We start from the raw sequence: 24,220 nt of genomic DNA on the forward strand, positions 1-24,220 counted from the left end.
GTGAGTCGAGGAGAGCATCACCGCATGACCGTTGAACCCCGACGTGCCGTCGCGATCATCGGCAGCGGCCCGTCGGCCTGCTACACGGCGCAGGCGCTGCTCAAGCTGCGCCGCGACGTCGAGATCGTCATGTTCGAGCGACTGCCCGTGCCGTATGGGCTCATCCGCTACGGCGTCGCCCCGGACCACGTCGGCACGAAGGCCGTGACTCGGCAGTTCGATCGCCTGTTCACCCGCTCGGGTGTGCGCTTCCTCGGCAACGTGGAGGTGGGGCGGGACGTCGAGTTCGATGCCGTCCGCAGCGCGTTCGACGCGACGGTCGTCGCCACGGGGCTCCACGCCGATGCGGAGCTGCCGCTTCCCGGCTTCGACGACGAGCGGGTCATCGGCGCTGGTCGGTTCATGCGTATCCTCAACCAGCATCCCGGCGACGAGATCTCGCTCCCGCAGCTGGGGAGTCGGGTCGCGGTCGTCGGGAACGGCAACGTCGCGATCGACGTCGTGCGCCTGCTCGCCAAGCACGAGACCGACTTCGAGGGCTCTGACGTGCACTCGCCCCTGCTCGACGCCGCAGCTGGCGGGCTGCAGGTCATCGAGGTGCTCGGGCGGGCAGGCATCGACGACGCCAAGTTCACGCCGTCGCTGCTCGCCGAGCTCGGGCGCATCGACGATGTCCGCGTCGAGGCCTTCGGCGTCGACGACAGCTCTCTGGCGGACACGTCGACTCGGTCCGCTCAGGCCGTCGCCCTGGCAGGCCTCCTGGACCGACCGCAGCCGGAGAACCCGCGGGTCACGGTGCGCCTTCGACTCGGCGTCGCGCCGGTGGCGCTCGCGCAGGACGGCGAGACCCTCCGCCTGTCGCTCGCCGGACCGGGCGCGTCCGAGGTGCTCGCCGCCTCGACGAGCGCCGAGCCCGCATCCATCGACGTCGACTCCGTCATCACGGCCGTCGGCTTCCACCGCGGCGACGCGCACCTCCTGCACGCGCTCCTCGGTCACGAGGACGATGTCTTCGCGGCGGGCTGGGCGAGACGGGGCCCCAAGGGCACCATCGCCGAGAGTCGCGCCGAGGGTCAGACGGTCGCGCGAGAGGTCGACGCGTGGCTCGCATCCGCGGCGCACGAGCCGCACGATGAGCGGGCCGCACTGCTCGAGCGGCTCGAGGAGAGCGCCGTGAGCTTCGCCGAGTGGAGCACGATCGATGAGCACGAGCAGCGCCGGGCTGGCCCGGGGCGCGTGCGAGCGAAGGAGCAGAACACCGAGACGCTGCTGCGCATCGCACGCGGCCGAGCCGAGGTCGACTCCTCCGATGCGCACGCCGAGGCCGGTCGTGCGAGTGTCCAAGACCCCCACCCCGCAAGCAACACCTAGGAGCAGCACATGAGCATTGTCATCCTCTACGGCACCGAGTCGGGCAACGCCGAGCTCGTGGCCGGCGACCTCGCCGACGCCATGCCGGACCGCGACGTCATGGTCGAGGACATGTCGGTCTTCGAGCCGGAAGAGCTCGAGGAAGGCACCTTCTACCTCTTCGTCTGCTCGACGCACGGCGACGGGGAGCTCCCGAGCGGTGCCCTGCCCTTCTGGGAGGAGCTCGACGCCATCCGTCCCGCGCTCGACGGGTACCGCTACGGCATGTTCGGGATGGGTGACACCACCTACTCGGACACCTACAGCCAGGGGAGCGAGCACATCGACCGGCTCATGACGGAGCTCGGCGCGCAGCGCGTCGGCGAGTACGGTCGCCACGACGCCAGCTCGCGCCAGACGGCGAGCGACGCGGCGCTCGCCTGGCTTCCGACGCTGCTCGCGGCGCTCGAAGCGGCCGGCATCGACGCGTAGCGCCCGTCCGACTGGCCTTCCGCCGCCCATCACGCATCAGCGATGGGCGGCGGCGTGTGTCCGGCAGGTGCTGGGGGAGGGCGGCGGATGGCGGTGGAGAGCGAGAGCGACGTGACGGTGTCCGAGACTCCGGGAATCGCGGCGATGCTCTCCCAGACCTCTTTGATGCGCTCGACCGATCGCGCTTCGAGCAGGACGAACAGGTCGTAGTCGCCCGTCAGGATGTCGCACCTGGTGACCTCGGGGACCTGGGCGAGGGCAGCGAGCACGTCGGAGCCGCGCATGCGGTCGGAGCGGTACACGAACAGCACCGCCGAGATCGGGGTGTCCTGGCTGCCGGCGTCATGTCCCCGGACCAGCGTGTAGCCCTCGATGACGCCGTCGCGCTCGAGTCGCTCGATGCGCTGCTTGACGGCGTTCCTGGAGAGCCGCACCTTGTTGCCGAGGGTCACCAGCGGGGTTCGCGCGTTCTTCGTGAGTTCGCGCAGCAGCTGCGCGTCGATGTCGTCGCGTGGTCGCATCGTCATTGTCTGCTCCCTCTTTGAGTGTGACATTAGCACCCTCGCGTGGTTATATGGCATGGGCGCGGGACGAGAATGACGCGATGGCGCGTCACAGGAGAGGAACACCATGGTTCTCAGCACGACGGTTCGAAGCAGGATCCGGATCTACTGGCCCGTGCAGCCGGAGACGTTCGCCGAGGTCGTCGCTGGCAACGCCGCGGTCTTCGCAGACAGCCCAGACGTACGGCCCCTGAGAGAGGCCCTCTCATCGTTCCCCGAGGTCGGGGACTTCGGCGACTACAAGACGGTGACGGAGGTCTCGATCGGCTTCGAGGGCTTCACCGTCGGCCCAGGGGCTCAGCCGACGCTCGGATCCGCCGGAGAGCGCACCATCTCACCGACGCTCGCCGTGACGACCCACGTCGAGAGCGAGCTGGGCTCTCACCGGCTCACGGAGATCCTCGAGCGCCTCGTCGAGGTCCATCCGTGGGAGGTTCCGGTCATCGAGGTCACCGAGGGCGTGACGCTCGTCTCGCGCGCCAGAGACGAGCCTCCTGCCGCCCGCAGCGATCTGTGGCCCCAGCTGCGTTCGGCCATGCTCGGCCGCACGTTCACGGACCTCACGCACGCCTTCCATGCCGGCCAGCCGCGCTTCCCTGCATTCCCCGACGAGGAGCGGACGGAGATCTTCTCCCTCGATCGCGGCGATGGCTTCACGGCCCACCGGTACTCGATCATCGGCCAGTGGGGCACGCACATCGACCCGCCCTCGCACTTCGCGCAGGACGGACGCAGCCTCGATGAGCTGCCCGTCGCGGAGATGATCCTTCCGCTGGTCGTGCTCGATATCAGCGCGCGTGCCGCAGTCGACCCCGATGCGACCCCGACGCTGCAGGACATCGAGCTCTGGGAGAGCGAGCACGGGAGGATCCCCGCTCGATCCTTCGTCGCGCTGCGCACCGACTGGAGTACGCGGTGGCCTGACGCGTCGGCCATGGCGAACGCGAGCGCCGACGGGGTCAGCCACGTGCCTGGATGGAGTCGCGAGGTGCTGACGTTCCTGGTCACCCAGCGTGATGTCGCGGCGGTCGGCCACGAGCAGACCGACACCGACCCGGGCTCCGCGACCTCGGTGGGCGACTTCAGCCTTGAGCGGTATCTGCTGGAGCAGGACCGCTGGCAGATCGAGCTCATGGCGCACCTCGACCGCGTCCCAGCGGCGGGGGCGGCTGTGGTCGCGACGTGGCCCAAGCCCCTGGGCGGCAGCGGATTCCCGGCGCGCGTCTTCGCCATCCACTGAGCGTCGCTAGGCTGGCCGCGTGGACTCCAACTCGAGCATGGGGCGTGCGCTGGACGTGCTCACGACCCTCGCCGACCTCACGAGCGTGGCGCCGCACCGGGCGACCGTCGCGCAGGTCGCGGCGATGCTCGAGCGTGACCGCTCGCAGGTGTCTCGGACGCTCAAGTTCCTCACGGAGGAAGGGGCGGTCACGAGGCTCGAGGACCGGAGCTACCAGCTCGGCTGGCGGGGCTACGCCACCGCTCAGGAGCTCACCGATCGTCGCCTCCAGACCGACGGACTCACGCTGCTCGAGGAGCTCGCCGAGAGGACGCGCGAGGCCTGCTTCATCGGCGTGCTGAGCGGTGACAGCACGGTGACGATCGTGGAGGCGCTCCCGACGGCCGCGCGCATGATCGGGTCATGGCTGGGGCGCCCCTACCCCGCGTTCTGCTCGGACGCGGGGCAGGGGGTGCTGTGGGATGCCACCGACGACGAGATCGCCGCGGTGCTCGCCGCGACCGAGTTCCGGGCCGCGGGCCCGAACGCCGCGGCCAGCCTCGAGGAGTTCCTGGCGAGGCTCGCGGCTGCGCGCGAGCGCGGCTACTCGATCGTGGATGAGGAGGCCGAACCGGGCCTGTACTCCGTGGGTGCTCCGGTGTACGACTTCCGGGGCGAGGTGGTCGCCGCCGTGCAGATCGTCGGCACGCGCGAACGGCTGCGCCCGAAGACGGCAGAGCTGGGTGCGGCCGTTCGGGACTCCGCCCTGACGCTGTCCACGATTCTCGCCGCTCCAGCGCACTGAGCGTCGCGCGCTCCCGCGCGCTCCCGCGCGCATCCGCTCGCTGCTCAGGAGTCGGCGAGCGCGCTGAGGCGATCGGCCGCCGCCGCCATGGCCGCGATGAGACGCGGCTGGGCCGTCTCCGGGAGCGCCCGCGACACACAGCTCAGGGCGGCGACGATGGCCCCTTCCTCGCCGCGAATCGGAGCAGCCAGGTCGGAGGTCCCGTGCTCGAACTCCTCGAACGCGTCGATGTGTCCGGTCGCGCGATCGCGAGTCAGTCGTTCGGAGAGCTCCGTGACCGAGTAGGGGGCTCTCGGGCCGCCGACGCCGACGAACTGTGCGTTTCCGAGCAGCGCCTGGAGCTGATCCGTCGACGCATCCCAGAGCAGCGCCCTGCCGGCCCCCGTGCACCAGATCGGCGTCACCATCCCCGGGCGGACGGAGGTGCTGGCGCCGGACGCGGGCGACTCGAACCTGAGGAGCAGGGCCCGGTCACCGAGCGACGCCGAGATGCGGGCATCCACCTGGAACGCGGAGACGAGCCCACGGAGCTCTCGACGTGCCTCCCGGAGCCACGGCATCTGGCGTGCTGCGGCCACTTCGAAGTGGCGGGGGCCCGGCCGGAAGGCGAGGTCCCTGTTCTTCTCGAGCATGCCCAGCTGGACGAGCTCCTGAGTGAGCCGCGACACCCGGCTGCGTTCGAGCCCCGTGTGGTCAGCCAGCCTCGAGACGGTGAACGCGCTGCGTCCCGTCGCCTCGCGCTGCGTCGCTGCGGCGAGCAGCTGCAGGCCCTGGGAGAGCGACGACTGCTGGTGCATGCGAGGCTCCCGTCTCGTGGGGCTGCTGGGCAACTCGGTGATCGTGACGTTTCAGCCTAGCGTCGTGGCACGCTCCAGGGCGTGCGCACCCGTTGCCTTCCGCGGGAGCATTCTTCCCCACGCCGTGTAGAGGTCGGCGGCGAGGTGCCCGTGCGCGAGCTCCAGGTCGGCGCCGGTCACTTCCTCACCGCCCTGTCTGCCGTAGAGGACCACCTCGTCACCGGGGAACACGCCGTGCACCTCCGTGACGTCGATGGTGAGGCAGTTCATGGCGAGCAGGTCGATGACGGGAGCCCGCTTGCCGCGGATGAGGACTTCGGCTCGACCGCTCAGGTCGCGGGGGTAGCCGTCGCCGTATCCCACCGGAACCGTGGCGAGGACGGAGTCCCTCGCGAGTGCATGTGCGCGGTTGTAGCCCACGCTCTCGCCGCGCGAGTAGCCGTTGACGGCCGCGACGCGCGACTTGAGCGCCATCGCCGTCCGGAACCGCTTCGGGTCGGCGGCCGTGTCGCCGTAGAGTGCCGCGCCGATCCGCACGAGGTCGAGTCTCGACTCCGGGACCGTGAACGCGGCGAAGGAGGTGGCGCAGTGCCGGTCGATCGGCGAACGCGCGCCTCGCTGCGCGAGGGTCGCGCGGATGACCTCGGATTCGGCGACGAACCGTGCCGTGCCAGCCCGGACGTCGTCCGCATCCTCTTGAGGGAAGTGCGTCGCGACGCCGCGCACGTCGAGCCCTGGGAGCGAGGCGAGCGCGCGCAGCTCAGCCAGTCCCGCGTCCCGGGAGACGTCGACGCCGTCACGTGAGATCCCGGATGAGTTGATGGAGAGGTGCACCGGGATGCTCCGTCCAGCGGCGACGGCGACGGCCGACGCGGCGGTCGCGTGGGGGAACCCGCCGATCCATTCCTCGATCATCCACGCCGTGCCCGCCTGCATCTCCTGCGGCTGCGCTGAACGCAGCCGCAGGAGACGCCCCGTGAAGCCAAGGGCGCGGAGTTGGGCGGCTTCACGGTTCCTCGAGATGCCGAGCATCTCGATGTCGTGGGCGATGACTACGGGGCCGACGAGATCGATGCCGTGCCCGTAGGCGTCGGACTTCAGCACGACGCAGAGCGTGCTGTTGCCGGCGAGCTCTCGCTTGATCTCCCGAAGGTTGTGGTGGATGGCGTCGAGGTTGATCTCAACCCAGACCGGCTCCGCCGTCATCGCGGTGGTCATGACGTGTGGCTCCTCGGTGCGTCCAGCTGCTCAGCTGGGGCGGACGCAGCTTCCTCGTCGACGAGGAGCGCCGGCTTCGCGCCCCGGCGCGTGTACCGCCACCAGAAGACGACGTAGCAGGCGATGACGAAGGGCACGCCGAAGTACAGTGCGGCGATCTGGTTCGGGTCGAACGCGATCGCCACGATCGAGATGCTGAGGAGCGCGAACGCGAGGATCGGGACGAACGGGTAGAGCGGGGTCCGGTAGGCCAGGGTGCTGACGTCGCCGCCGGCCCGGACGAACTTCCTCCTGTGGAAGAACTGGGACGCGACGATCGACATCCAGACGGCGACGACGGCGAAGCCTGCGACGGAGACGAGGACGAGATAGACCGTCTCGGGCGCCATGACGCTCGAGATGAGCGAGGCGAGCCCGCCGAGCATGCTGACGCTGAGGGCCGTGAGGGGGATGCCTCGCCGGGTGAGCTTCGTGAATGCGCGTGGGGCGTGCCCCTCCTCGGCGAGGGAGAAGAGCATCCGCGCGCAGGAGAAGAGTCCGCTGTTGCCGGCGGAGAGCAGCGCCGTGATGATGACGAAGTTCATGATGTCGGCGGCGAACGGGATGCCGATGTACTCGAAGACGGTCACGAACGGGCTGTCGGTCACGCCGGTCTCCTCGTACGGGACGATGGCCGCGATGACCGTGATGGCGCCGATGAAGAAGATGACGAGGCGCAGCACGGTCGACTTGAGCGCACGCGGGATGTTCTTCGCCGGGTCCTTCGTCTCGCCGGCCGCGACGCCGATCAGCTCGGAGCCGCTGAAGGCGTAGAAGACGGCGAGGGCGGTCACCAGCACCCCGGAGATCCCGGTCGGGAAGAGGCCATCCGGCGTCTCGAAGTTCGTGAAGAACACTGGGCCGTGCTCGGCGGCTGGGCCACCGAACGGGGCGAAGCCGACGATGGCCGCGCCGCCGAGGATGATGAGCACGACGATGGCTGCGACCTTGACGATCGAGAACCAGAACTCCGACTCTCCGAACACGCGCGCCGAGATGGCGTTCATGCCGAAGAGCGCGGCGGCGAACACCAGGCACCAGATCCAGACGTCGACGCCCGGGAACCACCGCTGCATGAGGATCCCGGCGGCGGTGAACTCGGAGCCGAGGGCGACGGCCCAGCAGAGCCAGTAGAGCCATGCTGTCGTGAACCCGGTCGCGGGGTTGATGCTCCGGGCCGCGTAGATGTGGAAGGCGCCCGAGACCGGGTAGGCGACGGCCAGCTCGCCCAGGCAGGTCATCACGAGGTAGACGACGACGGCGCCGATGCCGTAGGCGAGGACGGCGCCGAGGGGGCCAGCCTGCGAGATCGTGTAGCCGGAGCTCAGGAACAGGCCAGAGCCGATGACTCCGCCGAGCGCGATCATGACGAGGTGACGCGCGCCCATGGATCGCTGCAGCTTGCGCAGGGGAACTTGGGTCGACGTCGTGTGCGGGAGCGAGTTGGGCAGCTCTTCGTGCGTTGAGGGGGACATGGGCTCACCTTTGAGTTCTGTGTCGCGGTCGAGGAGCAGTGTGCAACATAGCCACGCGTTGATGCCTATATTGCATCCTCTGGAGGTAATTCCCAAGTATCCCGACGAACTGCGCCGACGCAAGAGTCCGAACCCGCGTCAGGCACATGGGCAGCGAGGCGAGCAGAACGGCAGCCACGAGCAGCGAAAAGACAGCATCGCGCTGCCGCCACTGCAACCCAGGCTGAGGGCACCTAGAACACACAAGGAGACACCGTGAGAAATTACGATCTGGCCCTCATCGGGTTCGGCGGCGTCAGCCGAGCCCTCGCAGAGATCATCAGCAACGACGCTGCACGCCTGACCGCCCAGCTCGGCTTCACCCTCAGAGTCGTCGCCATCACTGACCTCGCCTTCGGATCGCTGGTGCAGCCGGGCGGAATCGACCTCGAACATGTCCTCGCGCTGCCCCGCGGCTCCGATTTCGGGGGACTGCCAGGCGGGTCGGCAGAACCGAACAACCGAGAGGTCATCCAGGGATGCACGGCGGACATCGTCGTCGAGGCCACCTTCACGAACCCGAGCGACGGAGAGCCCGCGGCCTCCCACGTCAGGTGGGCACTGGAATCCGGCAAGCACGTCACGACGACGAACAAGGGGCCGGTGGCCCTCCACGCCGCGTCGCTCAGTGCGCTCGCGGCGACGCGAGGGCTGGCGTTCGAGTTCGAGGGCTCCGTGCTCAGCGGAACCCCGATCCTCCGGTTCGCGCAGCAGATGCTCCCTGCGCTCACCGTGACCTCCGTCGAGGGCATCCTCAACGGCACGAGCAACTACGTCCTCGGACGCCGCGAGGCGGGCGTCTCGCTCGAAGCCGCGATCGCTGAAGCGCAGCAGCTCGGGTACGCGGAAGCCGACCCGACCGCGGACATCGAAGGGTCGGATGTGCGGCTCAAGGTCGCCATCCTCGCGCAGCAGGTCCTGGGCGTCGACGTGCCGACGACCGAGGTCGTCACGGAGGGGATCTCCGGCATCACCGATGCGAACATCGTGGAAGCCGCGGCGCAGGGTCTCAGGTGGAAGCTCGTCGGCTCGGCGACGCGCACCGCAGAGGGCGGGGTGGAGGCGCGCGTGCGGCCCGTCGCGCTCAGCGCGGAGCATCCACTCGCCGGCGTCGCCGGCCCGACCAACGCCGTGACGTTCACGACGGACCTGCTCGGCCAGGTCACCGTGGCCGGGCCAGGAGCAGGTCGAGTGGAAACGGCGTACGCGCTGATCTCCGACCTCGTCGCCATCGACAGGGCGGCATCGCAGCGCGTCGCCCCCGACGATGAGCTCGTCGGGCTGTTCGGGGCGACGCTGTGACCGCCCTGTCGTCGCTTTCGAGGGAGCACCGCACGCTCGCGGCCCGGGGGGAGGAGCTCGTCGTCACGAGCCCCGCCGATGGAGCCGTCGTCGGCGGGGTCAGGCAGCACCTCGCAGAAGACCTCCCCGAGATCCTGGCCCGAGCGCGGGCGGGCAGCCTCGTCGCCAAGTGCCTGTCGCGGCATGACCGAGCGAGCGTCCTCGAGCGCGCCGCCGACCTCCTCCGTGACCGGTCGGAAGCCGTCGCCGACCTCATCGTCGCGGAGGCCGGGAAGACCATTCGCCAGGCGCGCAAGGAGGTCTCGCGCTGCCAGAACACCCTCAAGCTCTCGGCTGCCCAGGCCCGCAGCAACGCGGGCGAGGTGATCCCGTTCGACGCCTACGAAGGCGAGGAGACCCGAACGGGATGGTTCACACGGGAGCCGCTCGGCATCATCGTCGCCATCACGCCGTACAACGACGCGCTCAACCTCGTCGCGCACAAGGTCGGCCCCGCCATCGCCGGGGGGAACTCCATCATCCTCAAGCCGTCGCAGCTCACGCCGCTGACCGCCAGGCTCCTCGTCGACCTCCTCGTCGAAGCGGGCCTCCCAGCGGAGGTGATCACCACCGTGCACGGCGACCGTCGCCTGTCGCAGGCGCTCGTCTCGGCCAGGGAGGTCCGCATGGTGTCCTTCACGGGAGGGTTCCGGACGGGTGAGGCGATCGCCGCCTCCGCCGGCATCAAGAAGGTCGCCATGGAGCTGGGAGGCAACGCGCCCGTGCTCGTCTTCGCTGACGCCGACCTCGAGGCCGCCATCGGGCGCTGCGTCTCTGGATCGTTCTGGGCTGCGGGGCAGAACTGCATCGGCACGCAGCGCATCATCGTGCACGAATCGATCGTCGAGCGCTTCCGAACGGCGTTCGTCGCCGCCGCCTCCGAGCTCACCGTCGGCGACCCCAGGCAGGAGACGACCGACGTGGGCCCGATGATCAGCACCGCCGCCGCCCGATCGGCGGAGGAAGCGGTCGAGGCCGCCGTTCGCGCGGGGGCCGAGCTGCTTCTCGGCGGTCGCGCCGAAGGGCACATCTTCCCGCCGACCGTCCTCACCGACGTCCCTCGCGAGCAATGCGTGTGGGCGGAGGAGGCCTTCGCGCCGATCGTCGTCATCGAGGCCTTCTCCACCTTCGAGGAGGCCGTCGATCTCGCCAACGAGCCCGAGTACGCGCTGCACGCTGCGGTCTTCACGGGCAGTCTCGCGACGGCGATGCGAGCGACTCGCGAACTCGACGCCGGAGCCGTCATGGTCAACGACTCCTCCGACTACCGCTTCGACGCGATGCCGTTCGGTGGTGCCAAGTACGGGAGCATGGGGCGCGAAGGCGTCCGGTTCGCCTACGAGGACATGACGCAGACCAAGGTCGTCGGCATCCTGGAGTGACCCGCATCACACGGGCGCCGTGAACGAGGGCGAGCGGATGCAGTCGGCGTGTGCATCCGCTCGCCGCTCGGCCTCGGTTTGGGAACGCTCGCCGATCAGCGCCCCGACCGGCCGCCCAGCGGAGTAGATTGCGCGCATGACTTTCAACGAGAACGCGAAGCTCGACACGAGCGGCGTGCAGAAGCGCGGCCGGGGGGCCAAGACCGCCGCGATCGGCGGCGGCTCGATCGGCCTGCTCATCGTGGCGTTCCTCGCCTCGCAGTTCCTCGGAGTCGACCTGACGGGGCTCGTCAGCGGCGTCGACACGGGCCAGCAGTCGCAGGAGCAGGTCGAGGGCACCGGCCTCGAAGCCTGCCAGACCGGCGCTGACGCGAACGCGCAGATCGAGTGCCGCATGGTCGGCGTGCAGAACTCGCTGGCCGACTTCTGGGAGACCGAGAGCGCGGCCGTCGGCGTCACGTACGAGCGGCCCGGGTTCATCCTCTACGAAGGCCAGACGAGCTCGGCCTGCGGCACCGCGTCCAACGCGGTCGGCCCGTTCTACTGCCCCGGCGACTCGTCGATGTACGTCGACACGTCGTTCTTCCAGCTGCTCACCTCGCAGCTGGGTGCCAAGGAGGGCCCGCTCGCGGAGATGTACGTCGTCGCGCACGAGTGGGGCCACCACATCCAGCACCAGATGGGTGTCTTCGACACCACGAACCGTACGGACACGGGGCCGACCTCTGACGGCGTGCGCATCGAGCTGCAGGCCGACTGCTTCGCCGGCTCCTGGCTGGGCGCCGCGGCGACCACCGAGACTGCCGACGGCGTGACGCTCCTCGAGCCGCCGACGCGCGAGCAGGTCGATGTCGCCCTGTCGGCAGCATCCGCCGTCGGCGACGACCACATCCAGGGCCAGCAGGGCCAGGTGAACCCGGAGTCGTTCACGCACGGCACGAGCGAGCAGCGCGTGAACTGGTTCGTCACGGGCTACGAGCAGGGCACCGGCGCCTGCGACACCTTCGCGGTCAGCGGCAGCCAGCTCTAGCGTCGCCGTCACCACGCGTCGGCGCTGCGCACAGGATCGTGGCCCGGTGCTGCCCATCGTGAGATGAGCCGCGCCGGGCCACGCCTGTCTCCGGCAGCGAGGCGGTCCGGCGACCCGGCGCGCTCCTCGGGCTGGCCAACTTGCGTGACGAGGGCGCGCAACTGCCGCCGGGCGCCGCCCGAGGCCGCGGCTCGTCCCGGAAGTCGGCCAGCGGCGGCAGGATGCTCCACCGGGAGGTCCCGCCGAGAGCTCCCGCCTAGAACTCCTCGTGCGTGTCCGGATCCTGGTCCCAGATGCGTCCGCGCTCGAGTGCTGTGAGCGCATCCACCTCGGCCTGGTCGAGCTGGAAGCCGAAGATGTCGAGGTTCTTCGCCTGGCGCTCGGTGGATCGTGACTTCGGGATCGGCACCGAGCCGAGCTCGACGTGCCAGCGGAGAATCGCCTGCGCTGGCGACACCTCGTGCGCGGCGGCGATCTCGGCGACGACCGGGTGCTCGAGCAGCTCACCGCGACCGAGCGGGCTCCACGCCTCCGTCACGATGCCGTGCTCGGCGTGGAACGCGTGGAGCGCGGCCTGCGGGAAGAACGGGTGCAGCTCGATCTGGTTGACGGCGGGTGTGACACCGGTCGCGTCGACAATCCTCGTGAGGTGCTCCGGTGTGAAGTTCGAGACGCCGATGGAGCGCACGCGGCCGTCCTTCTGCAGCTGCACCAGGGCCCGCCAGGTGTCGACGTACTTCTCGAGGCGGGGCAGCGGCCAGTGGATGAGGAGCAGGTCGAGCTGCTCGAGCCCGAGGCGCGCGATCGACTCGTCGAAGCCCGTGAGGGTCTCGTCGTAGCCGTGGAAGCGGCCGGGGATCTTGCTCGTCACGACGATCTCGGAGCGTGGCACCTCGGAGGCGCGGATGCCGCGCCCGACGGCTTCCTCGTTGTCGTAGCTGATGGCGGTGTCGAGCAGCCGGTAGCCGAGCGCAAGCGCCTCGCGAGTGGGGCCTGCCGAGTCCTCGCCCGCGTGGGGGTAGGTGCCGAAGCCGATCGCGGGGATCGTGGTGCCGTCGTTGAGCCCGAGTGCAGGAACGTTGCTGGTCACTGTTCGCCTTCCGTCATTTGTCAGAACAAAGCGAGCCTAGGGTGTGCGCTCGGGAGGTTTCCGACCGTGACGCACGGTGCCGCGTCGATGCTGCCGTCAGGTGGCGGAGGTGGGGGAGTGGAGGTCCGCGAGCGCTTCCGTTATTGCCGCGCGCAGGCCGGCCGGCGGCTCCTCGCGCGTCGCGAGCACCACCTCACGCGTGAGCGTCGCGGGATCGATGGGCACGAATGCCACCGCGTCGTCGTGCCAGCTCGCCACCGAGGCAGGGACCACGGCGACGAGCTGTCCCGCGGCGATCATCCCGAGGATCGCGGGGTAGTCGTCCGAGCGCATCCCCGTGCTGGCTTCGAACCCGGCCCTCCTGCAGTGTTCCCGGGTCGCCTCGTCGAGTGTGTCTCCACCGGAGGCGCCGAACGCCCAGCGGTCGTCGCGCAGCTCGCTGAATTCGCGGACCGGCTGCCGGCGCTCGGCGGTCGCGAGCGGATGCTCGCGGGGCACGGCCAGGAAGAGCGGCTCGGCGAAGAGGAGCGTGGTGGTGATCTCGGGGGACAACGGCGTCGGCAGGTCCGACGCCTGGAACAGGACCGCCGCGTCGAGCCGCCCCTGCTCGAGCTGCCGGCCGAGGCGCTCGCACTCGTCGAGGGTCAGTTCGAGGCTGAGCTGCTCTCGTTCGGCGCGGCTCAGGATGCCGGGCACGACCAGGGCGCCGAGCGTGGGGAAGATGCCGAAGCGGACGAGGCGTCGCTCGTCGTCGAGCCAGGCGTCGAGCTCGGCGAAAGCCCGGCGTCCGCCTTCGAGCAGCTGCCTCGCCCGAGGTGCGAACACGGTGCCGGCCGCGGTCGGCACGCTTCCCCGGGGGCCTCGCTCGAGGAGCTTCGTGCCCGCCTGCTGCTCGAGGCGCTTCAGATGGTGGTCGACGGTCGGGTGGCTCCATCCGAGTGCCGTCGCCGCGGCTGAGACGGAGCCCGCCGCGAGCACCGCGTCGAACGCCGCGAGTCCGCGGAAGTCGGGGAGATCCGCGGATCGGCGATCATACATAGCTTCAGTCTAGGGCTGAAGCGACTCCGGCAACCTGCCATTCTCTCTTGGAAGCCGGGGTGCCACGATAGGGGGATGACGCACGCACCTGAGTTCCCCACGTTCGCCCTCGACGACGCAGCGGGCGCCTTCGGCGGAGCCGCAGCGAACGCGAGCGTGGACGTGCAGGGACAGAGCCCTCTGGAGGCGAGTGGCGCGAGCCGCGAGACGGCCGGCGCCCCCTACGCGGCGGCACTCGCGATGCACGCTGCCCGCGACTCGACGGCCTTCCTGGTCCCGGGTCACGGCGCCGACGCCAGCGGCCTCGGCCTCGGGCAGGCCGAGTACTTCGGCGAGCGCGTCCTCGAACTCGACGTGACGCCCCTGCTCGACGGCATCGACCTCGGTGACGGCTCGCCCCGCGAGCAGGCCGAGCGGCTCGCCGCCGACGCGTGGGGCGCGTCCAGGACCTGGTTCCTGACCGGCGGCTCCTCGATGGGCAACCGCATGGCCGCGCTCGCGGCCAGGGGGCTTGGCGAGGGGGTGCTCATGCAGCGCAGCGCCCACTCGAGCTTCGTCGACGGCATCATCCTCGGCGGCTCCTCGCCGAGCTTCGTGCTGCCGGAGGTCGACCTCGAGCACGGCATCGCCCACGGCGTCACCCCCGACTCGGTCGCCGAAGCGCTCGCCGAGCGGCAGGCATCCGGCGGCGGTGACGTCGCGGCCATCTACATCGTGTCCCCGAGCTACTTCGGCGCGGTCGCCGATGTCGCCGGCATCGCCGAGGTCGCGCACGAGGCCGGTGCCGCGCTCATCGTCGACGCCGCCTGGGGTGCCCACTTCGGCTTCCTTCCCGAGCTTCCGGACTCCCCGGTTCGGCTCGGCGCCGACCTCGTCGTGACGAGCACCCACAAGCTCACGTCCTCGCTCTCGCAGAGCGCGCTCGTCCACCTCGGGCACGGGCCCATCGCGCGAACCCTCGAGCCGCACGTCGAGCGCGCCCACCGCATGACCGCATCCACGAGCGAGAGCTCGCTGCTGCTCGCATCGCTCGACCTCGACCGTCGTGACCTCGTCGAGCGTCGCGACCTGCTCGAGGAGTCGCACGCTGCCGTGCTCGCCGCCAGGGCGATGTTCCGTGCCGACGGCCGCTTCCCGGTGGCCTCCGACGCGTTCGGGGGCTTCCCGTCGACCGTCGCGATCGACCCCTTCCGCATCCCGCTCGACATCCGTGCGACTGGCCTCGACGGGCACACCGTGCGGCTGCGGCTCGCCCGCGAATACGGCGTGATGGTCGAGATGGCGACCGTCAGCTGCATCGTCGCGGTCATCGGCATCGGCAAGACGCCGGATACGCGCGTCCTGCTCGACGCGCTCACCGAGATCGCGGCAGGCACCGCCGACTCGCGGTCCGCGGACGCGGCGGGCGACTCGGCCCCCTCGATCCCGCCCATGCCGGGGCCAGGGGCCATGCGCATCCGCCCCCGCGCCGCATATCTCGCTGACGCAGAGACGGTGTCGTTCTCGGATGCCGTCGGGCGCATCTCCGCCGACTCGCTCGCCGCCTACCCGCCAGGGATCCCGAACGTCCTCCCCGGTGAGGAGATCACGCTCGAGGTCGTCGAGTTCCTCCGCGCTTCGGCGGCGGCGGGGAGCCACGTGCGCGGTGCCGTGGACTCGGCAGTCTCGGCGTTCCGCGTCGTCGTCGAGTAGCGGGGCAGCGCCGCGCTGGCGGTTCGGCGCGAGTAGGTCGGCGCTCTCGTGACCAACTTCAGTGCGGAATTGCTGCTCAGCGGTTCCGGGGCGCGTGGTGGGGCCGTTTTTGCATTGATGTTGCTCAGGCGGGGTTTCTTCTTGGCTCGGAGTCAGGCGCGTCCGGCGTCGGCCGGTGTGCCGTCGTCGAGGATGAGCTGCAGGAAGACCACGTCGAGCCAGCGGCCGAACTTCGTGCCGACCTGGTCGAGGCGGCCCGCGTGCACGAAGCCGAGACGCTCGTGCAGGCCGATCGAGGTCACGTTCGCCGCGTCGATGGCGGCCACCATGACGTGCTTGCCCGCATCTCGGGCGCGGCCGATGAGCGCGAGCGTGAGGGCCTTCCCGAGTCCGCGCCCGCGGGCCTCGCCGCGCACGTAGACGGAGTGCTCGACCGTGTGCCGGTAGCCGGAGAAGGTGCGGAAGTCGCCGTAGCTCGCGTAGCCGAGCACCGCATCCGATTCATCGACGGCGACGAGCACGGGCAGGCCGGCTGAGGTGCGCCCCGCGAACCAGGAGCGACGGTCGTCGTCGTCGACCGTCTCGGCGTTCCAGTTGACGGTCGTCGTCAGCACGTCCTCGTTGTAGATCGCGGTGATCGCGGGGATGTCGTCGACGGTGGCATCGCGGATGATCGGGGTCACTCGGCCAGTATCCCGCAGGGCCGCACCCCCGCGCCTCCGCGCCCCCGCGCCTCGGCGAGCCCGGGCCGATGCCTCGATGCCGATGCCTCCGCGGCTCAGGCCGGGGCGCTGCCCGTCGACCCGCGCACCGCGAGGCTCGTGACCACCCGCTGCACCCGCTGGAGCTGCACGGGGTGCTGCATCCGTTCGAGCAGGAACGTGCCCGCCTGCACGCCGATCGCGAAGTTGCCTGTGTCGACGGACGTGAGGGAGACGACCTGGAACCTCGCGAGCGGGGAGTTGTCGTAGCCCGCGACGGAGAGGTCGGCGGGGACACGGAGGCCGAGGGTGTCGGCGACCGAGAGCACGCCGATGGCGGAGGCGTCGTTGAAGGCGAAGATCGCGGTGACGCGTTCGGCGGCCGAGCAGCTGAGGAGGCGGGCTGCTGCGGCATGTGCGCTCTCCTCGCTCATGCCTCCTGCGTCGACGACGGCGCTCGAGGCGACGCCTGCTTCCGTCATGGCGCGCAGGAACCCCTGCTCGCGCAGTCGGCTGATGCGACCTGGGCCCTGCAGGTACGCGATGCGGGTGTGGCCGAGGTCGAGGAGGTGGCGGGTCACCTGGTGCGCGCCCGCCTCGTCGTCGTTGGTGACGACGTCGACGGAGGGCAGCTCGGGGTCGAGGGTGCCGGCGAGCACGGTGGGGATGTCGTCGGCGATGCGTGCGATGGCATCGGCCTCGGAGGTGGTGCCGATGACGACGATGCCGTCGACGCCCTGCTGCGTGAGGGTCTGCAGCGAGCTGCGCCCGACGCGCTGGTCGGTGCGGCTGTCGGCGAGGAGGGTCGCGTAGCCGGAGGCGTGGAGCGTGGCGGAGACCCCTTCGAGGAGTTCGACGAACCAGGGGTTGCGGAGGTCGTTGACGATGAGTCCGACGGTCTTCGTCTTGGTGCGGGCGAGGCCTCGCGCGTGCGCGTTCGGCCGGTAGCCGAGCTCGGCGATCGCAGCGAGCACTGCCTGGCGTCTCGCGTCGCTCACGTGCGGTGCATCGCGAAGGACCAGCGAGACGAGGGATTTGGAGACGCCGGCCTGCTCGGCGACGTCACGGATCGTGACTGGTGCCGCGGGGGACTTCGGGGTCTCGCTCACGAGGTCGCCTCCGTGCTCTGCATCTGGTCGCCACCAGCGTATGGCCTTTCCCGGCATCGTGTGGAACTATTTGCATCGATCCATATTTGTCCAATAGCGGCAAGGCAGAGCAGACGAGCGCCGAGGGTGACATGAGCAGACAGAACACGCGCCGGCTGAGCGCAGGAATGGTCGGTGGCGGCATCGGTGCCGACATCGGCAAGACGCATCGATTCGGGATGCGGTTGGACGACCGATACGCCCTCGACGCCGGGGTCTTCGGCCGCGACCGCGGACAATCGGCCGAGGTGGCCGCATCGCTCGGGGTCGCTCCGGAACGCAGCTACGCGAGCTACCAGGAGATGGCGGAGGTCGAGGCGACGAGGGCGGACGGTGTCGACGTCGTCATCGTCGCGACGCCGAACGACACCCACTTCGAGGTGGCCAAGGCGTTCCTCGAGCGCGGCATCCACGTCGTGTGCGAGAAGCCGCTCACGCAGGACTCCGCGACCGCGCGCGAGCTCGTCGAGCTGGCGGCCGCGAGCGGAGCGATCCTCGCCGTCCCCCATTGCTACTCGGCTTACCCGATGGTGCGCGAGGCCGCTCGAATGGTCAGCGACGGACGCCTGGGGCGCCTCACCTTCGTCGACGTCGAGCACGCCTCCGGGTGGGCCACGACGCCGCTGGAGCTGACCGGCCACAAGCAGGCGAGCTGGCGCACGGACCCCGACATCGCCGGCTTCCCGAGCGTGGTCGGGGACCTCGGCACGCACGCCTACCACCTCGCCCGCTACATCACGGGCCTCGAGGTCGAGCAGGTCTCCGCCCAGCTGCACACGCTCGTGCCGGGACGCAGGGTCTTCGACAACGCGACGGTCGCGCTCAGGCTCGCCGACGACACCCCCGGCCGTCTCTGGGCGAGCATGGCCGCGACGGGTCACAACCACGGGCTGCGCATCCGGGTGTTCGGCGACGAGGGCAGCCTCGAGTGGCGGCACGAGGACCCGCACCACCTCACCTTCCAGGATCTGGAGGGGACGACGACGATCTTCACGCACGGCCTCGCGTCGCTCTCCGAGGATTCCGCGAGGCTCACGAGGGTCGGGCTCGGGCATCCCGAGGGGTTCCTCGAGGCGTTCGGCAACTTCTACCGCGACCTCGCCGACGAGCTCGAGGCGCGCCGGGACGCGCGAGGCTCGACGGTCCGCGAGCTGTCGTTCCCGACGGGCATCGATGGTCTCATCGGGGTGCAGTTCGTGGAGGCCGTCGCGGCCTCGCATGCGGCGGATGGGGCGTGGACCGTGCCCGCGAGCGTCGCCGACCGCGACGCCGAGGTGGCTGCGGCCGACGCCGAGCTCCGGGAAGCCGGAGGGAAGTGACATGCAGCGTTTCGCCCTCATCGGCGCCGGGTTCATCGGCGCCGTCCACGCCCAGAGTCTCGCGGCCAACCCGGACGTCGACTTCCGATTCGTCTACGACGTCGACCGGGCCAGGGCCGAGAAGCTGGCTGCCTCGCACGGTGCCGCCGCGGCGTCCTCGCTCGAGCAGCTCGTCGATGCGTCAGAGGTCGACGCGGTGCTCATCGCGTCGTCCACGAACAAGCATGCCGATCATCTGCGGCTCGCGGCCGATGCCGGTGTCGCGGCGCTCTGCGAGAAGCCCATCGATCTCGATCTGGAGCGCGCTCGCGAGACGGTCGAGTACGTCGAGGAATCCGGCATCACCGCCATGGTCGACTTCAACCGACGCTTCGACCGCGACTATGCCGAGCTGAAGCGCACCGTGGATGCCGGGGAGATCGGTACCGTCGAGCTGCTGCAGCTCTCGAGTCGCGGCCCCTCCATGCCGCCGCTCGAGTACATCGCGGTCTCGGGCGGGCAGATGCGCGACCAGACGGTGCACTTCTTCGACCTCGCGACGTGGATCACGGGACTCGACGCCGTCGCGGTGTACGCGACGGGCAGCGCGCTCGCGGAGCCGAGGGTCGCCGAGTACGGCGACGTCGATACGTCGATAGCGACCGTGCGGCTCGCGAATGGTGCGCTCGTGCAGATCGACAGCATCCGTCGCTCGGGGTACGGCTACGACGAGCGCATCGAGGTGTTCGGCTCGGAGGGGCTCGTCGAGGCGAAGCGGCACCCCGCAGGTCAGGTCGCGAGGTACGGCAAGGGCGTCATCGTCGGGTCGGGGATGCACGCCGGCTGGTTCGAGCGCGTGCAGCCCACGTACGCGGCCGCGCTCGCGGAGTTCGTCGCGGCGCTCGAGGGTGGTCACGCGCCGTCACCGTCGCTGCGGGATGCGCTACGGGCCCAGGCGATCGCGGAGGCCGCGACGCGGTCGCTCGCGAGTGGGCGTGAGGAGCCGGTGGAGTAGGGGGTCACCTCCGCTCTCCGGGTGGGCGGTCGCTCCGCGATCGCCCACCTTCTCGCGTCGTGACGAAGCTGAGATGGACGCGTCACAAAAAAGTATTTGCTTAATACACCTGTTGAGCTATTGTCATGACAAGTCAGTGACGTGCTCGTCGCTCTCGGACAAGGATGACCGAGCGAGCACACGTGGGTTCCTCAAGACGCCGTCCCCAGCGGCTGTCCTGTCGAGCGTCCAACTGGCGTCATCACGGCATTCAAAGGAGTTTTCGTGAAGAAGAAACGTCTCATGTTCGGCCTGGCAGCACTCGCAATGGTGCCGGTCTTCGCGCTCACCGCCTGCTCCTCCGCAGGTGGCCGCGACACCGGAACGGCCGAAGATCCGGCGGTCGCGGGCGTCGCAGACACGCCCTCCATCAAGATCGCGATGATCACGCACGCCGCCCCGGGAGACACCTTCTGGGACATCGTTCGGAAGGGCGCCGAGACCGCGGCGGCGAAGGACAACGTCGAACTGCTCTATTCCTCCGACCCGCAGGCGCCGAACCAGGCCCAGCTCATCCAACAGGCGATCGACCAGGGCGTCGACGGCATCGCCGTCACGATCGCCAAGGGGGACGCACTCGAAGACTCCATCAAGGCCGCCGTCGACGCCGGTATCCCCGTGGTCGCATTCAACGGCGGAAGCAAGGAGGCCTTCGAATTCGGTGCCTTCACCTACATCGGCCAGGACGAAGTGGTTGCAGGTCAGGCCGCTGGCGACAAGATCACCGAGCTCGGCTACACGAAGCCCCTCTGCATCATCCAGGAGCAGGGCCACGTCGGCCTCGAAGCCCGCTGCGCCGGCATCAAGGAGAAGGTGCCAGCCACCGAGATCCTGTACGTGACCGGCACGGACATGACGCAGGTCAAGTCGACCATCTCCGCCAAGCTCCAGTCGACGCCGGACACCGACGTCGTCATCGGACTCGGCGCTCCGTTCACGCTCACGGCGATCGATTCGGTCGCCGAGACCGGCTCCAGCGCCAAGGTCGCGTCCTTCGACCTCAACGCAGACCTCGCGCAGGCGATCGTCGACGGCGACGTCGCGTTCACCGTCGATCAGCAGCCCTACCTGCAGGGATACATGGCAGTCGACTCGCTCTGGCTGCAGAACAACGGCGAGTTCGCCCTCGGTGGCGGCAAGCCCGTGCTCACCGGCCCGACGATCATCGACGAGAGCAACGCGGCCGTTGTCCTCGAAGAGGCCAAGAAGGGTATCCGCTAACCAGCGAGCCACGGTCGGGATGGCTGCGAGCCGCGGCCATCCCGACCTCTCACAAGGAAGTGCAGTCATGGTTCACACCGCAACACCAACTTCAGCATCGCCCCGAACACCCGCCACCGGCCCCGTATCCTCGAGCGCCGACGAGCGTGTCGGCAGACGCTCGCCGCTGTCGGTCATCCTCGGTCGGCCCGAGATGGGCGCCGTCGTCGGCGCAATCGTCGTGTTCGTCTTCTTCGCGATCGCGGCGCCCGTCTTCACCCAGGTCACCTCCCTCGCGACCGTCCTCTACGGCGCCTCCACGATCGGCATCATGGCGGTCGGCGTCTCCCTCCTCATGATCGGCGGCGAGTTCGACCTCTCCGCCGGTGTCGCCGTCATCTCCTCGGCGCTCACCGCGTCCCTCTTCAGCTGGTACTTCGCCACCAACGTGTGGGTGGGCGTGCTCATGGGCCTCGTCTTCGCCCTCGTCGTCGGCTTCATCAACGGCTGGCTGCTCATCAAGACGAAGCTGCCGTCGTTCATCGTGACGCTCGCGTCGTTCCTCATGCTGACGGGGCTCAACCTCGGCATCACTCGACTCGTCGGCGGCGGTGTCTCCAGCCCCGCCATCGCGGACATGGACGGCTTCGCATCGGCCAAGGCGATCTTTGCCAGCGAGATCCCCGTCTTCGGCGTCAACGTGAACGTCACCGTCTTCATCTGGATCGCGCTGGTGCTCGTCGCCACGTTCATCCTGATGCGCACCAAGATCGGCAACTGGATCTTCGCCGTCGGCGGCGACGAGAACGCGGCCCGCGCGGTCGGCGTGCCCGTCACGGCGACCAAGATCGGCCTCTTCATGGGCGTCGGGTTCTGCGCCTGGATCCTGGGCATGCACAACCTGTTCGCCTTCAACGTGGTCCAGTCGGGCGAGGGTATCGGCAACGAGTTCCTGTACATCATCGCGGCCGTCATTGGCGGCTGCCTCCTCACCGGCGGCTACGGCTCGGCGATCGGCGGCGCGATCGGCGCCCTCATCTTCGGCATGGCCAACAAGGGCATCGTCTACGCCCAGTGGAACCCGGACTGGTTCAAGTTCTTCCTCGGCCTCATGCTGCTGATGGCAACGATCGTGAACCTCGTCGTCAAGAAGCGAGCGGAGCAGAAGTGATGACAACCAACCAGACAGCAGCAGCGGACGTGCGGCAACCCGACCGCGTCGAGCAGGGTACGCACCTCATCTCGCTTCGGGATGCGGGCAAGCGGTACGGCAACATCCTCGCCCTGCAGAACGTCGACATGGACGTCGATCCGGGTCGCGTCACGTGCGTGCTCGGCGACAACGGTGCCGGCAAGTCGACGCTCATCAAGATCATCGCGGGACGCCACGAGCACACCGACGGCGAGTTCCTCATCGAGGGCGAGTCGGTGCACCTCAAGTCGCCGCGCGAGGCCCTCGAGCGGGGCATCGCGGCCGTCTACCAGGACCTCGCGGTCGTGCCGCTCATGCCCATCTGGCGCAACTTCTTCCTCGGCTCCGAGCTCACGAAGGGCTTCGGCCCCTTCAAGAGCCTCGACGTCGACCAGATGAAGGCCATCACCAAGAAGGAGCTGCTCGACATGGGCATCGACCTTCGCGACGTCGACCAGCCCATCGGCCAGCTCTCCGGCGGCGAGCGGCAGTGCGTCGCGATCGCCCGCGCCGTGTACTTCGGGGCGAAGGCGCTCATCCTCGACGAGCCGACCGCCGCCCTCGGCGTGAAGCAGTCGGGCGTGGTGCTGCGCTACATCCTCGCGGCCCGCGACCGCGGGCTCGGCGTGATCTTCATCACCCACAACCCGCACCACGCGTTCCCCGTCGGCGACAGCTTCCTGCTCCTCAAGCGCGGCAAGTCGATCGGCTACTACGACAAGGCCGACATCACGCTCGACGAGCTCACCGCGCAGATGGCCGGCGGCGCCGAACTCGAAGAGCTCGCCCACGAGCTCGAACAGCTCGGCGGCTACACGCAGGACATCGCCGTCATCCGCGAAGTGGAGGACGACATCCCGGACGTGCCCGTGAAGTAGGCGCGAGCATCCACCGCGAGACGCCGCGAGCAGCGCGCGGAACGGCCGGCACCCTCAGCGGGGTGCCGGCCGTTCCTTGCGCTGAGTGAGACTCGTCAGCGCCGCGGGCGGCCAAACGGGCCGTTGTCGCGGTCGATGACCTCCTTGCCGAGGGGCGAGAGGGAGATCGGGATCATCTTGAAGTCGGCGATGCCCATCGGGATGCCGATGATCGTGACGCACAGTGCGATGCCAGAGACGATGTGGCCGATCGCGAGCCACCAGCCCGCGAGGACGAACCAGATGATGTTGCCGATGAACGAGAACGCGCCGGCGTCGGGTCGCGAGACGACGTCGCGTCCGAAGGGCCAGAGCGCGTAGAGGCCGATGCGGAACGAGGCGATCGCCCACGGGATGGTGACGATCGGGATGCACAGCAGCACGCCCGCGAGGACGTAGCCGCAGAAGAGCCAGAACCCCGAGAGGAGGAGCCAGATGATGTTGAGGAGAGTGCGCATGCGAACAGCCTGCCGGAACTCGCGATGTATCGCGTCATACCGGAGGGTGAAATCGATCATGTTGTTATGTCATGACAAATGGCTCGCCGAGGGTTATGCTCGCTTGCAGGCACGTAGGCGTGCCCCAGCACCCCACTCATTCCGCACACCGAGGTGAACCATGAGCTCCGCCCCCACTCCGCCATACGTCGGCCTGCCCGTCGACGACATCCTCCAGCTCCTGCGCGCCGAAGAGCGGGAGCTCGACTTCCCGAGCTTCACGCTCGAGGATGCCTGGCAGGTCGGCACGTGGCTGCGCCACGAGTCGCTCGTTCGCGGGCACAGCGTCGCCGTCTCCATCGTCCTGGGCGGGCAGCGGGCGTTCCACGCGGCGACCCCCGGCTCCGCGGCGCTCAACGACGCGTGGCTCGCCCGCAAGTTCCGGGTTGTCGAGCACTTCGGCCACTCGACCCTTGCGGTCCGGTATACCTATCAGGCGAACGGCGAGGACTTTGCCGCCGACTCGCTGCTCGACCCGCGCGAGTACGCCGCTGCCGGCGGCGCCTTCCCCATCCGCATCGGGGGAACGCTCGCCGGTGCCGTCGGCGTGAGCGGCCTCGAGATGCACGAGGACCACGCGCTGGTCGTCGAAGCGCTGCGCGTGCACCGAGTGCTCTCCTAGCCGCCAGGCAACAGGACGCTG

The 24,220-nt window shown here is 69.3% G+C and carries 23 protein-coding genes; 14 read left to right on the forward strand and 9 right to left on the reverse strand.

Features of this window, described 5'->3' with window-relative positions; genetic code table 11:
- Positions 1-24 precede the first annotated feature (24 nt).
- Together C5E05_RS16645 and C5E05_RS16650 are read left to right on the forward strand one after the other, a co-directional pair.
- A complete protein-coding gene (locus C5E05_RS16645; protein WP_104342548.1) occupies positions 25-1,371 on the forward strand; it encodes an FAD-dependent oxidoreductase in 1,347 nt (448 codons plus the stop codon).
- A gap of 9 nt (positions 1,372-1,380) precedes the next feature.
- Positions 1,381-1,842: a flavodoxin domain-containing protein gene (locus C5E05_RS16650; RefSeq protein WP_104240202.1), complete on the forward strand. Its 462-nt coding sequence runs from the start codon at positions 1,381-1,383 to the stop codon at positions 1,840-1,842.
- Between the two features lie 29 nt (positions 1,843-1,871).
- Here C5E05_RS16650 and C5E05_RS16655 read toward each other — a convergent pair whose 3' ends face one another.
- Entirely contained in the window at positions 1,872-2,369 is a 498-nt protein-coding gene (locus C5E05_RS16655; RefSeq protein WP_104240203.1) for an Lrp/AsnC family transcriptional regulator, read from the reverse strand.
- Positions 2,370-2,940: 571 nt separating this feature from the next.
- Here C5E05_RS16655 and C5E05_RS16660 point away from each other — a divergent pair.
- Complete coding sequence (locus C5E05_RS16660; protein WP_104342578.1) at positions 2,941-3,645, forward strand: cyclase family protein; 705 nt, start codon at positions 2,941-2,943, stop codon at positions 3,643-3,645.
- Positions 3,646-3,664: 19 nt separating this feature from the next.
- Positions 3,665-4,429, forward strand: a complete 765-nt coding sequence (locus C5E05_RS16665; RefSeq protein ID WP_258064903.1) for an IclR family transcriptional regulator — start codon at positions 3,665-3,667, stop codon at positions 4,427-4,429.
- 44 nt (positions 4,430-4,473) lie between these two features.
- Here the strand turns inward: C5E05_RS16665 and C5E05_RS16670 are convergent, their stop codons facing one another.
- From C5E05_RS16670 to C5E05_RS16680, 3 genes are read right to left on the reverse strand one after another with little or no spacing between them, the layout of a single operon-like run.
- Positions 4,474-5,226, reverse strand: coding sequence for an IclR family transcriptional regulator (locus C5E05_RS16670; RefSeq protein ID WP_104342549.1), 753 nt, complete (start codon positions 5,224-5,226; stop codon positions 4,474-4,476).
- A gap of 51 nt (positions 5,227-5,277) precedes the next feature.
- Positions 5,278-6,444 (reverse strand): alanine racemase, encoded by a 1,167-nt coding sequence (alr, locus tag C5E05_RS16675; RefSeq protein WP_104342550.1) that lies wholly within the window; start codon positions 6,442-6,444, stop codon positions 5,278-5,280.
- Positions 6,441-7,958 (reverse strand): amino acid permease, encoded by a 1,518-nt coding sequence (locus tag C5E05_RS16680; RefSeq protein WP_374953248.1) that lies wholly within the window; start codon positions 7,956-7,958, stop codon positions 6,441-6,443. The genes alr and C5E05_RS16680 overlap by 4 nt, the downstream gene beginning before the upstream one ends.
- A 255-nt stretch (positions 7,959-8,213) precedes the next feature.
- On the opposite strand from C5E05_RS16680, the gene C5E05_RS16685 reads away from it, so the two are divergent.
- The 3 genes from C5E05_RS16685 to C5E05_RS16695 all read left to right on the forward strand — a co-directional run bounded on the left by C5E05_RS16685 (position 8,214) and on the right by C5E05_RS16695 (position 11,750).
- Entirely contained in the window at positions 8,214-9,299 is a 1,086-nt protein-coding gene (locus C5E05_RS16685; protein ID WP_104342551.1) for a homoserine dehydrogenase, read from the forward strand.
- A complete protein-coding gene (locus C5E05_RS16690; protein WP_308471907.1) occupies positions 9,296-10,720 on the forward strand; it encodes an aldehyde dehydrogenase family protein in 1,425 nt (474 codons plus the stop codon). The genes C5E05_RS16685 and C5E05_RS16690 overlap by 4 nt, the downstream gene beginning before the upstream one ends.
- Before the next feature lie 136 nt (positions 10,721-10,856).
- Positions 10,857-11,750, forward strand: a complete 894-nt coding sequence (locus tag C5E05_RS16695) for a neutral zinc metallopeptidase (RefSeq protein WP_104240207.1) — start codon at positions 10,857-10,859, stop codon at positions 11,748-11,750.
- Between the two features lie 256 nt (positions 11,751-12,006).
- On the opposite strand, the gene C5E05_RS16700 is transcribed toward C5E05_RS16695, so the two are convergent.
- Entirely contained in the window at positions 12,007-12,840 is an 834-nt protein-coding gene (locus C5E05_RS16700; RefSeq protein ID WP_104342552.1) for an aldo/keto reductase, read from the reverse strand.
- A 96-nt stretch (positions 12,841-12,936) separates the two neighbouring features.
- Positions 12,937-13,878 (reverse strand): LysR family transcriptional regulator, encoded by a 942-nt coding sequence (locus tag C5E05_RS16705; RefSeq protein WP_104342553.1) that lies wholly within the window; start codon positions 13,876-13,878, stop codon positions 12,937-12,939.
- A 75-nt stretch (positions 13,879-13,953) separates the two neighbouring features.
- Between C5E05_RS16705 and C5E05_RS16710 the strand changes: the two genes are divergently transcribed.
- Positions 13,954-15,570 carry an aminotransferase class I/II-fold pyridoxal phosphate-dependent enzyme gene (locus tag C5E05_RS16710; protein WP_104342554.1) on the forward strand — a complete coding sequence of 539 codons (1,617 nt, stop codon included), beginning with the start codon at positions 13,954-13,956 and terminating at the stop codon, positions 15,568-15,570.
- Between the two features lie 152 nt (positions 15,571-15,722).
- Here C5E05_RS16710 and C5E05_RS16715 read toward each other — a convergent pair whose 3' ends face one another.
- Together C5E05_RS16715 and C5E05_RS16720 are read right to left on the reverse strand one after the other, a co-directional pair.
- Positions 15,723-16,253, reverse strand: coding sequence for a GNAT family N-acetyltransferase (locus C5E05_RS16715; RefSeq protein WP_104342555.1), 531 nt, complete (start codon positions 16,251-16,253; stop codon positions 15,723-15,725).
- A 95-nt stretch (positions 16,254-16,348) separates the two neighbouring features.
- Positions 16,349-17,380 carry a LacI family DNA-binding transcriptional regulator gene (locus tag C5E05_RS16720; RefSeq protein WP_258064904.1) on the reverse strand — a complete coding sequence of 344 codons (1,032 nt, stop codon included), beginning with the start codon at positions 17,378-17,380 and terminating at the stop codon, positions 16,349-16,351.
- Positions 17,381-17,511: 131 nt separating this feature from the next.
- Here C5E05_RS16720 and C5E05_RS16725 point away from each other — a divergent pair, with 131 nt between their 5' ends.
- The 5 genes from C5E05_RS16725 (at position 17,512) to C5E05_RS16745 (ending at position 23,041) form a co-directional block, all read left to right on the forward strand.
- The gene (locus tag C5E05_RS16725; RefSeq protein WP_104342580.1) at positions 17,512-18,738 is read left to right on the forward strand and encodes a Gfo/Idh/MocA family protein; all 1,227 of its coding nucleotides are present in this window, start codon (positions 17,512-17,514) and stop codon (positions 18,736-18,738) included.
- A gap of 1 nt (position 18,739) precedes the next feature.
- The gene (locus tag C5E05_RS16730; RefSeq protein ID WP_104342557.1) at positions 18,740-19,732 is read left to right on the forward strand and encodes a Gfo/Idh/MocA family oxidoreductase; all 993 of its coding nucleotides are present in this window, start codon (positions 18,740-18,742) and stop codon (positions 19,730-19,732) included.
- Between the two features lie 282 nt (positions 19,733-20,014).
- On the forward strand, positions 20,015-20,992 hold the full coding sequence (locus C5E05_RS16735; protein ID WP_104298270.1) for a substrate-binding domain-containing protein: 978 nt from the start codon (positions 20,015-20,017) through the stop codon (positions 20,990-20,992).
- 67 nt (positions 20,993-21,059) lie between these two features.
- Positions 21,060-22,142, forward strand: coding sequence for an ABC transporter permease (locus C5E05_RS16740; RefSeq protein ID WP_104298154.1), 1,083 nt, complete (start codon positions 21,060-21,062; stop codon positions 22,140-22,142).
- Positions 22,142-23,041, forward strand: a complete 900-nt coding sequence (locus C5E05_RS16745; protein ID WP_104240214.1) for an ATP-binding cassette domain-containing protein — start codon at positions 22,142-22,144, stop codon at positions 23,039-23,041. Before C5E05_RS16740 ends, C5E05_RS16745 begins: the two co-directional genes overlap by 1 nt.
- A gap of 95 nt (positions 23,042-23,136) precedes the next feature.
- Here C5E05_RS16745 and C5E05_RS16750 read toward each other — a convergent pair whose 3' ends face one another.
- Complete coding sequence (locus tag C5E05_RS16750) at positions 23,137-23,538, reverse strand: YccF domain-containing protein (protein WP_104342581.1); 402 nt, start codon at positions 23,536-23,538, stop codon at positions 23,137-23,139.
- 160 nt (positions 23,539-23,698) lie between these two features.
- Between C5E05_RS16750 and C5E05_RS16755 the strand changes: the two genes are divergently transcribed.
- On the forward strand, positions 23,699-24,199 hold the full coding sequence (locus C5E05_RS16755) for a heme-degrading domain-containing protein (protein WP_104298157.1): 501 nt from the start codon (positions 23,699-23,701) through the stop codon (positions 24,197-24,199).
- Positions 24,200-24,220 lie beyond the last annotated feature (21 nt).

Origin of the sequence: Pseudoclavibacter sp. AY1H1 (assembly GCF_002931055.1) — a bacterium.
In the GTDB taxonomy this organism is placed as follows: Bacteria; Actinomycetota; Actinomycetes; order Actinomycetales; family Microbacteriaceae; genus Pseudoclavibacter.

Coding starts and splice junctions, on each gene's coding strand:
- C5E05_RS16650 (WP_104240202.1), top strand. CDS start 1,381: ATGAGCATTGTCATCCTCTACGGCACCGAGTCGGGCAACGCCGAGCTC.
- C5E05_RS16735 (WP_104298270.1), top strand. CDS start 20,015: ATGTTCGGCCTGGCAGCACTCGCAATGGTGCCGGTCTTCGCGCTCACC.
- alr (WP_104342550.1), bottom strand. CDS start 6,444: ATGACCACCGCGATGACGGCGGAGCCGGTCTGGGTTGAGATCAACCTC.
- C5E05_RS16705 (WP_104342553.1), bottom strand. CDS start 13,878: ATGTATGATCGCCGATCCGCGGATCTCCCCGACTTCCGCGGACTCGCG.
- C5E05_RS16740 (WP_104298154.1), top strand. CDS start 21,060: ATGGTTCACACCGCAACACCAACTTCAGCATCGCCCCGAACACCCGCC.
- C5E05_RS16655 (WP_104240203.1), bottom strand. CDS start 2,369: ATGACGATGCGACCACGCGACGACATCGACGCGCAGCTGCTGCGCGAA.
- C5E05_RS16755 (WP_104298157.1), top strand. CDS start 23,699: ATGAGCTCCGCCCCCACTCCGCCATACGTCGGCCTGCCCGTCGACGAC.
- C5E05_RS16710 (WP_104342554.1), top strand. CDS start 13,954: ATGACGCACGCACCTGAGTTCCCCACGTTCGCCCTCGACGACGCAGCG.
- C5E05_RS16730 (WP_104342557.1), top strand. CDS start 18,740: ATGCAGCGTTTCGCCCTCATCGGCGCCGGGTTCATCGGCGCCGTCCAC.
- C5E05_RS16680 (WP_374953248.1), bottom strand. CDS start 7,958: ATGTCCCCCTCAACGCACGAAGAGCTGCCCAACTCGCTCCCGCACACG.
- C5E05_RS16670 (WP_104342549.1), bottom strand. CDS start 5,226: ATGCACCAGCAGTCGTCGCTCTCCCAGGGCCTGCAGCTGCTCGCCGCA.
- C5E05_RS16645 (WP_104342548.1), top strand. CDS start 25: ATGACCGTTGAACCCCGACGTGCCGTCGCGATCATCGGCAGCGGCCCG.
- C5E05_RS16725 (WP_104342580.1), top strand. CDS start 17,512: ATGAGCAGACAGAACACGCGCCGGCTGAGCGCAGGAATGGTCGGTGGC.
- C5E05_RS16745 (WP_104240214.1), top strand. CDS start 22,142: ATGACAACCAACCAGACAGCAGCAGCGGACGTGCGGCAACCCGACCGC.
- C5E05_RS16660 (WP_104342578.1), top strand. CDS start 2,941: ATGCTCGGCCGCACGTTCACGGACCTCACGCACGCCTTCCATGCCGGC.
- C5E05_RS16695 (WP_104240207.1), top strand. CDS start 10,857: ATGACTTTCAACGAGAACGCGAAGCTCGACACGAGCGGCGTGCAGAAG.
- C5E05_RS16750 (WP_104342581.1), bottom strand. CDS start 23,538: ATGCGCACTCTCCTCAACATCATCTGGCTCCTCCTCTCGGGGTTCTGG.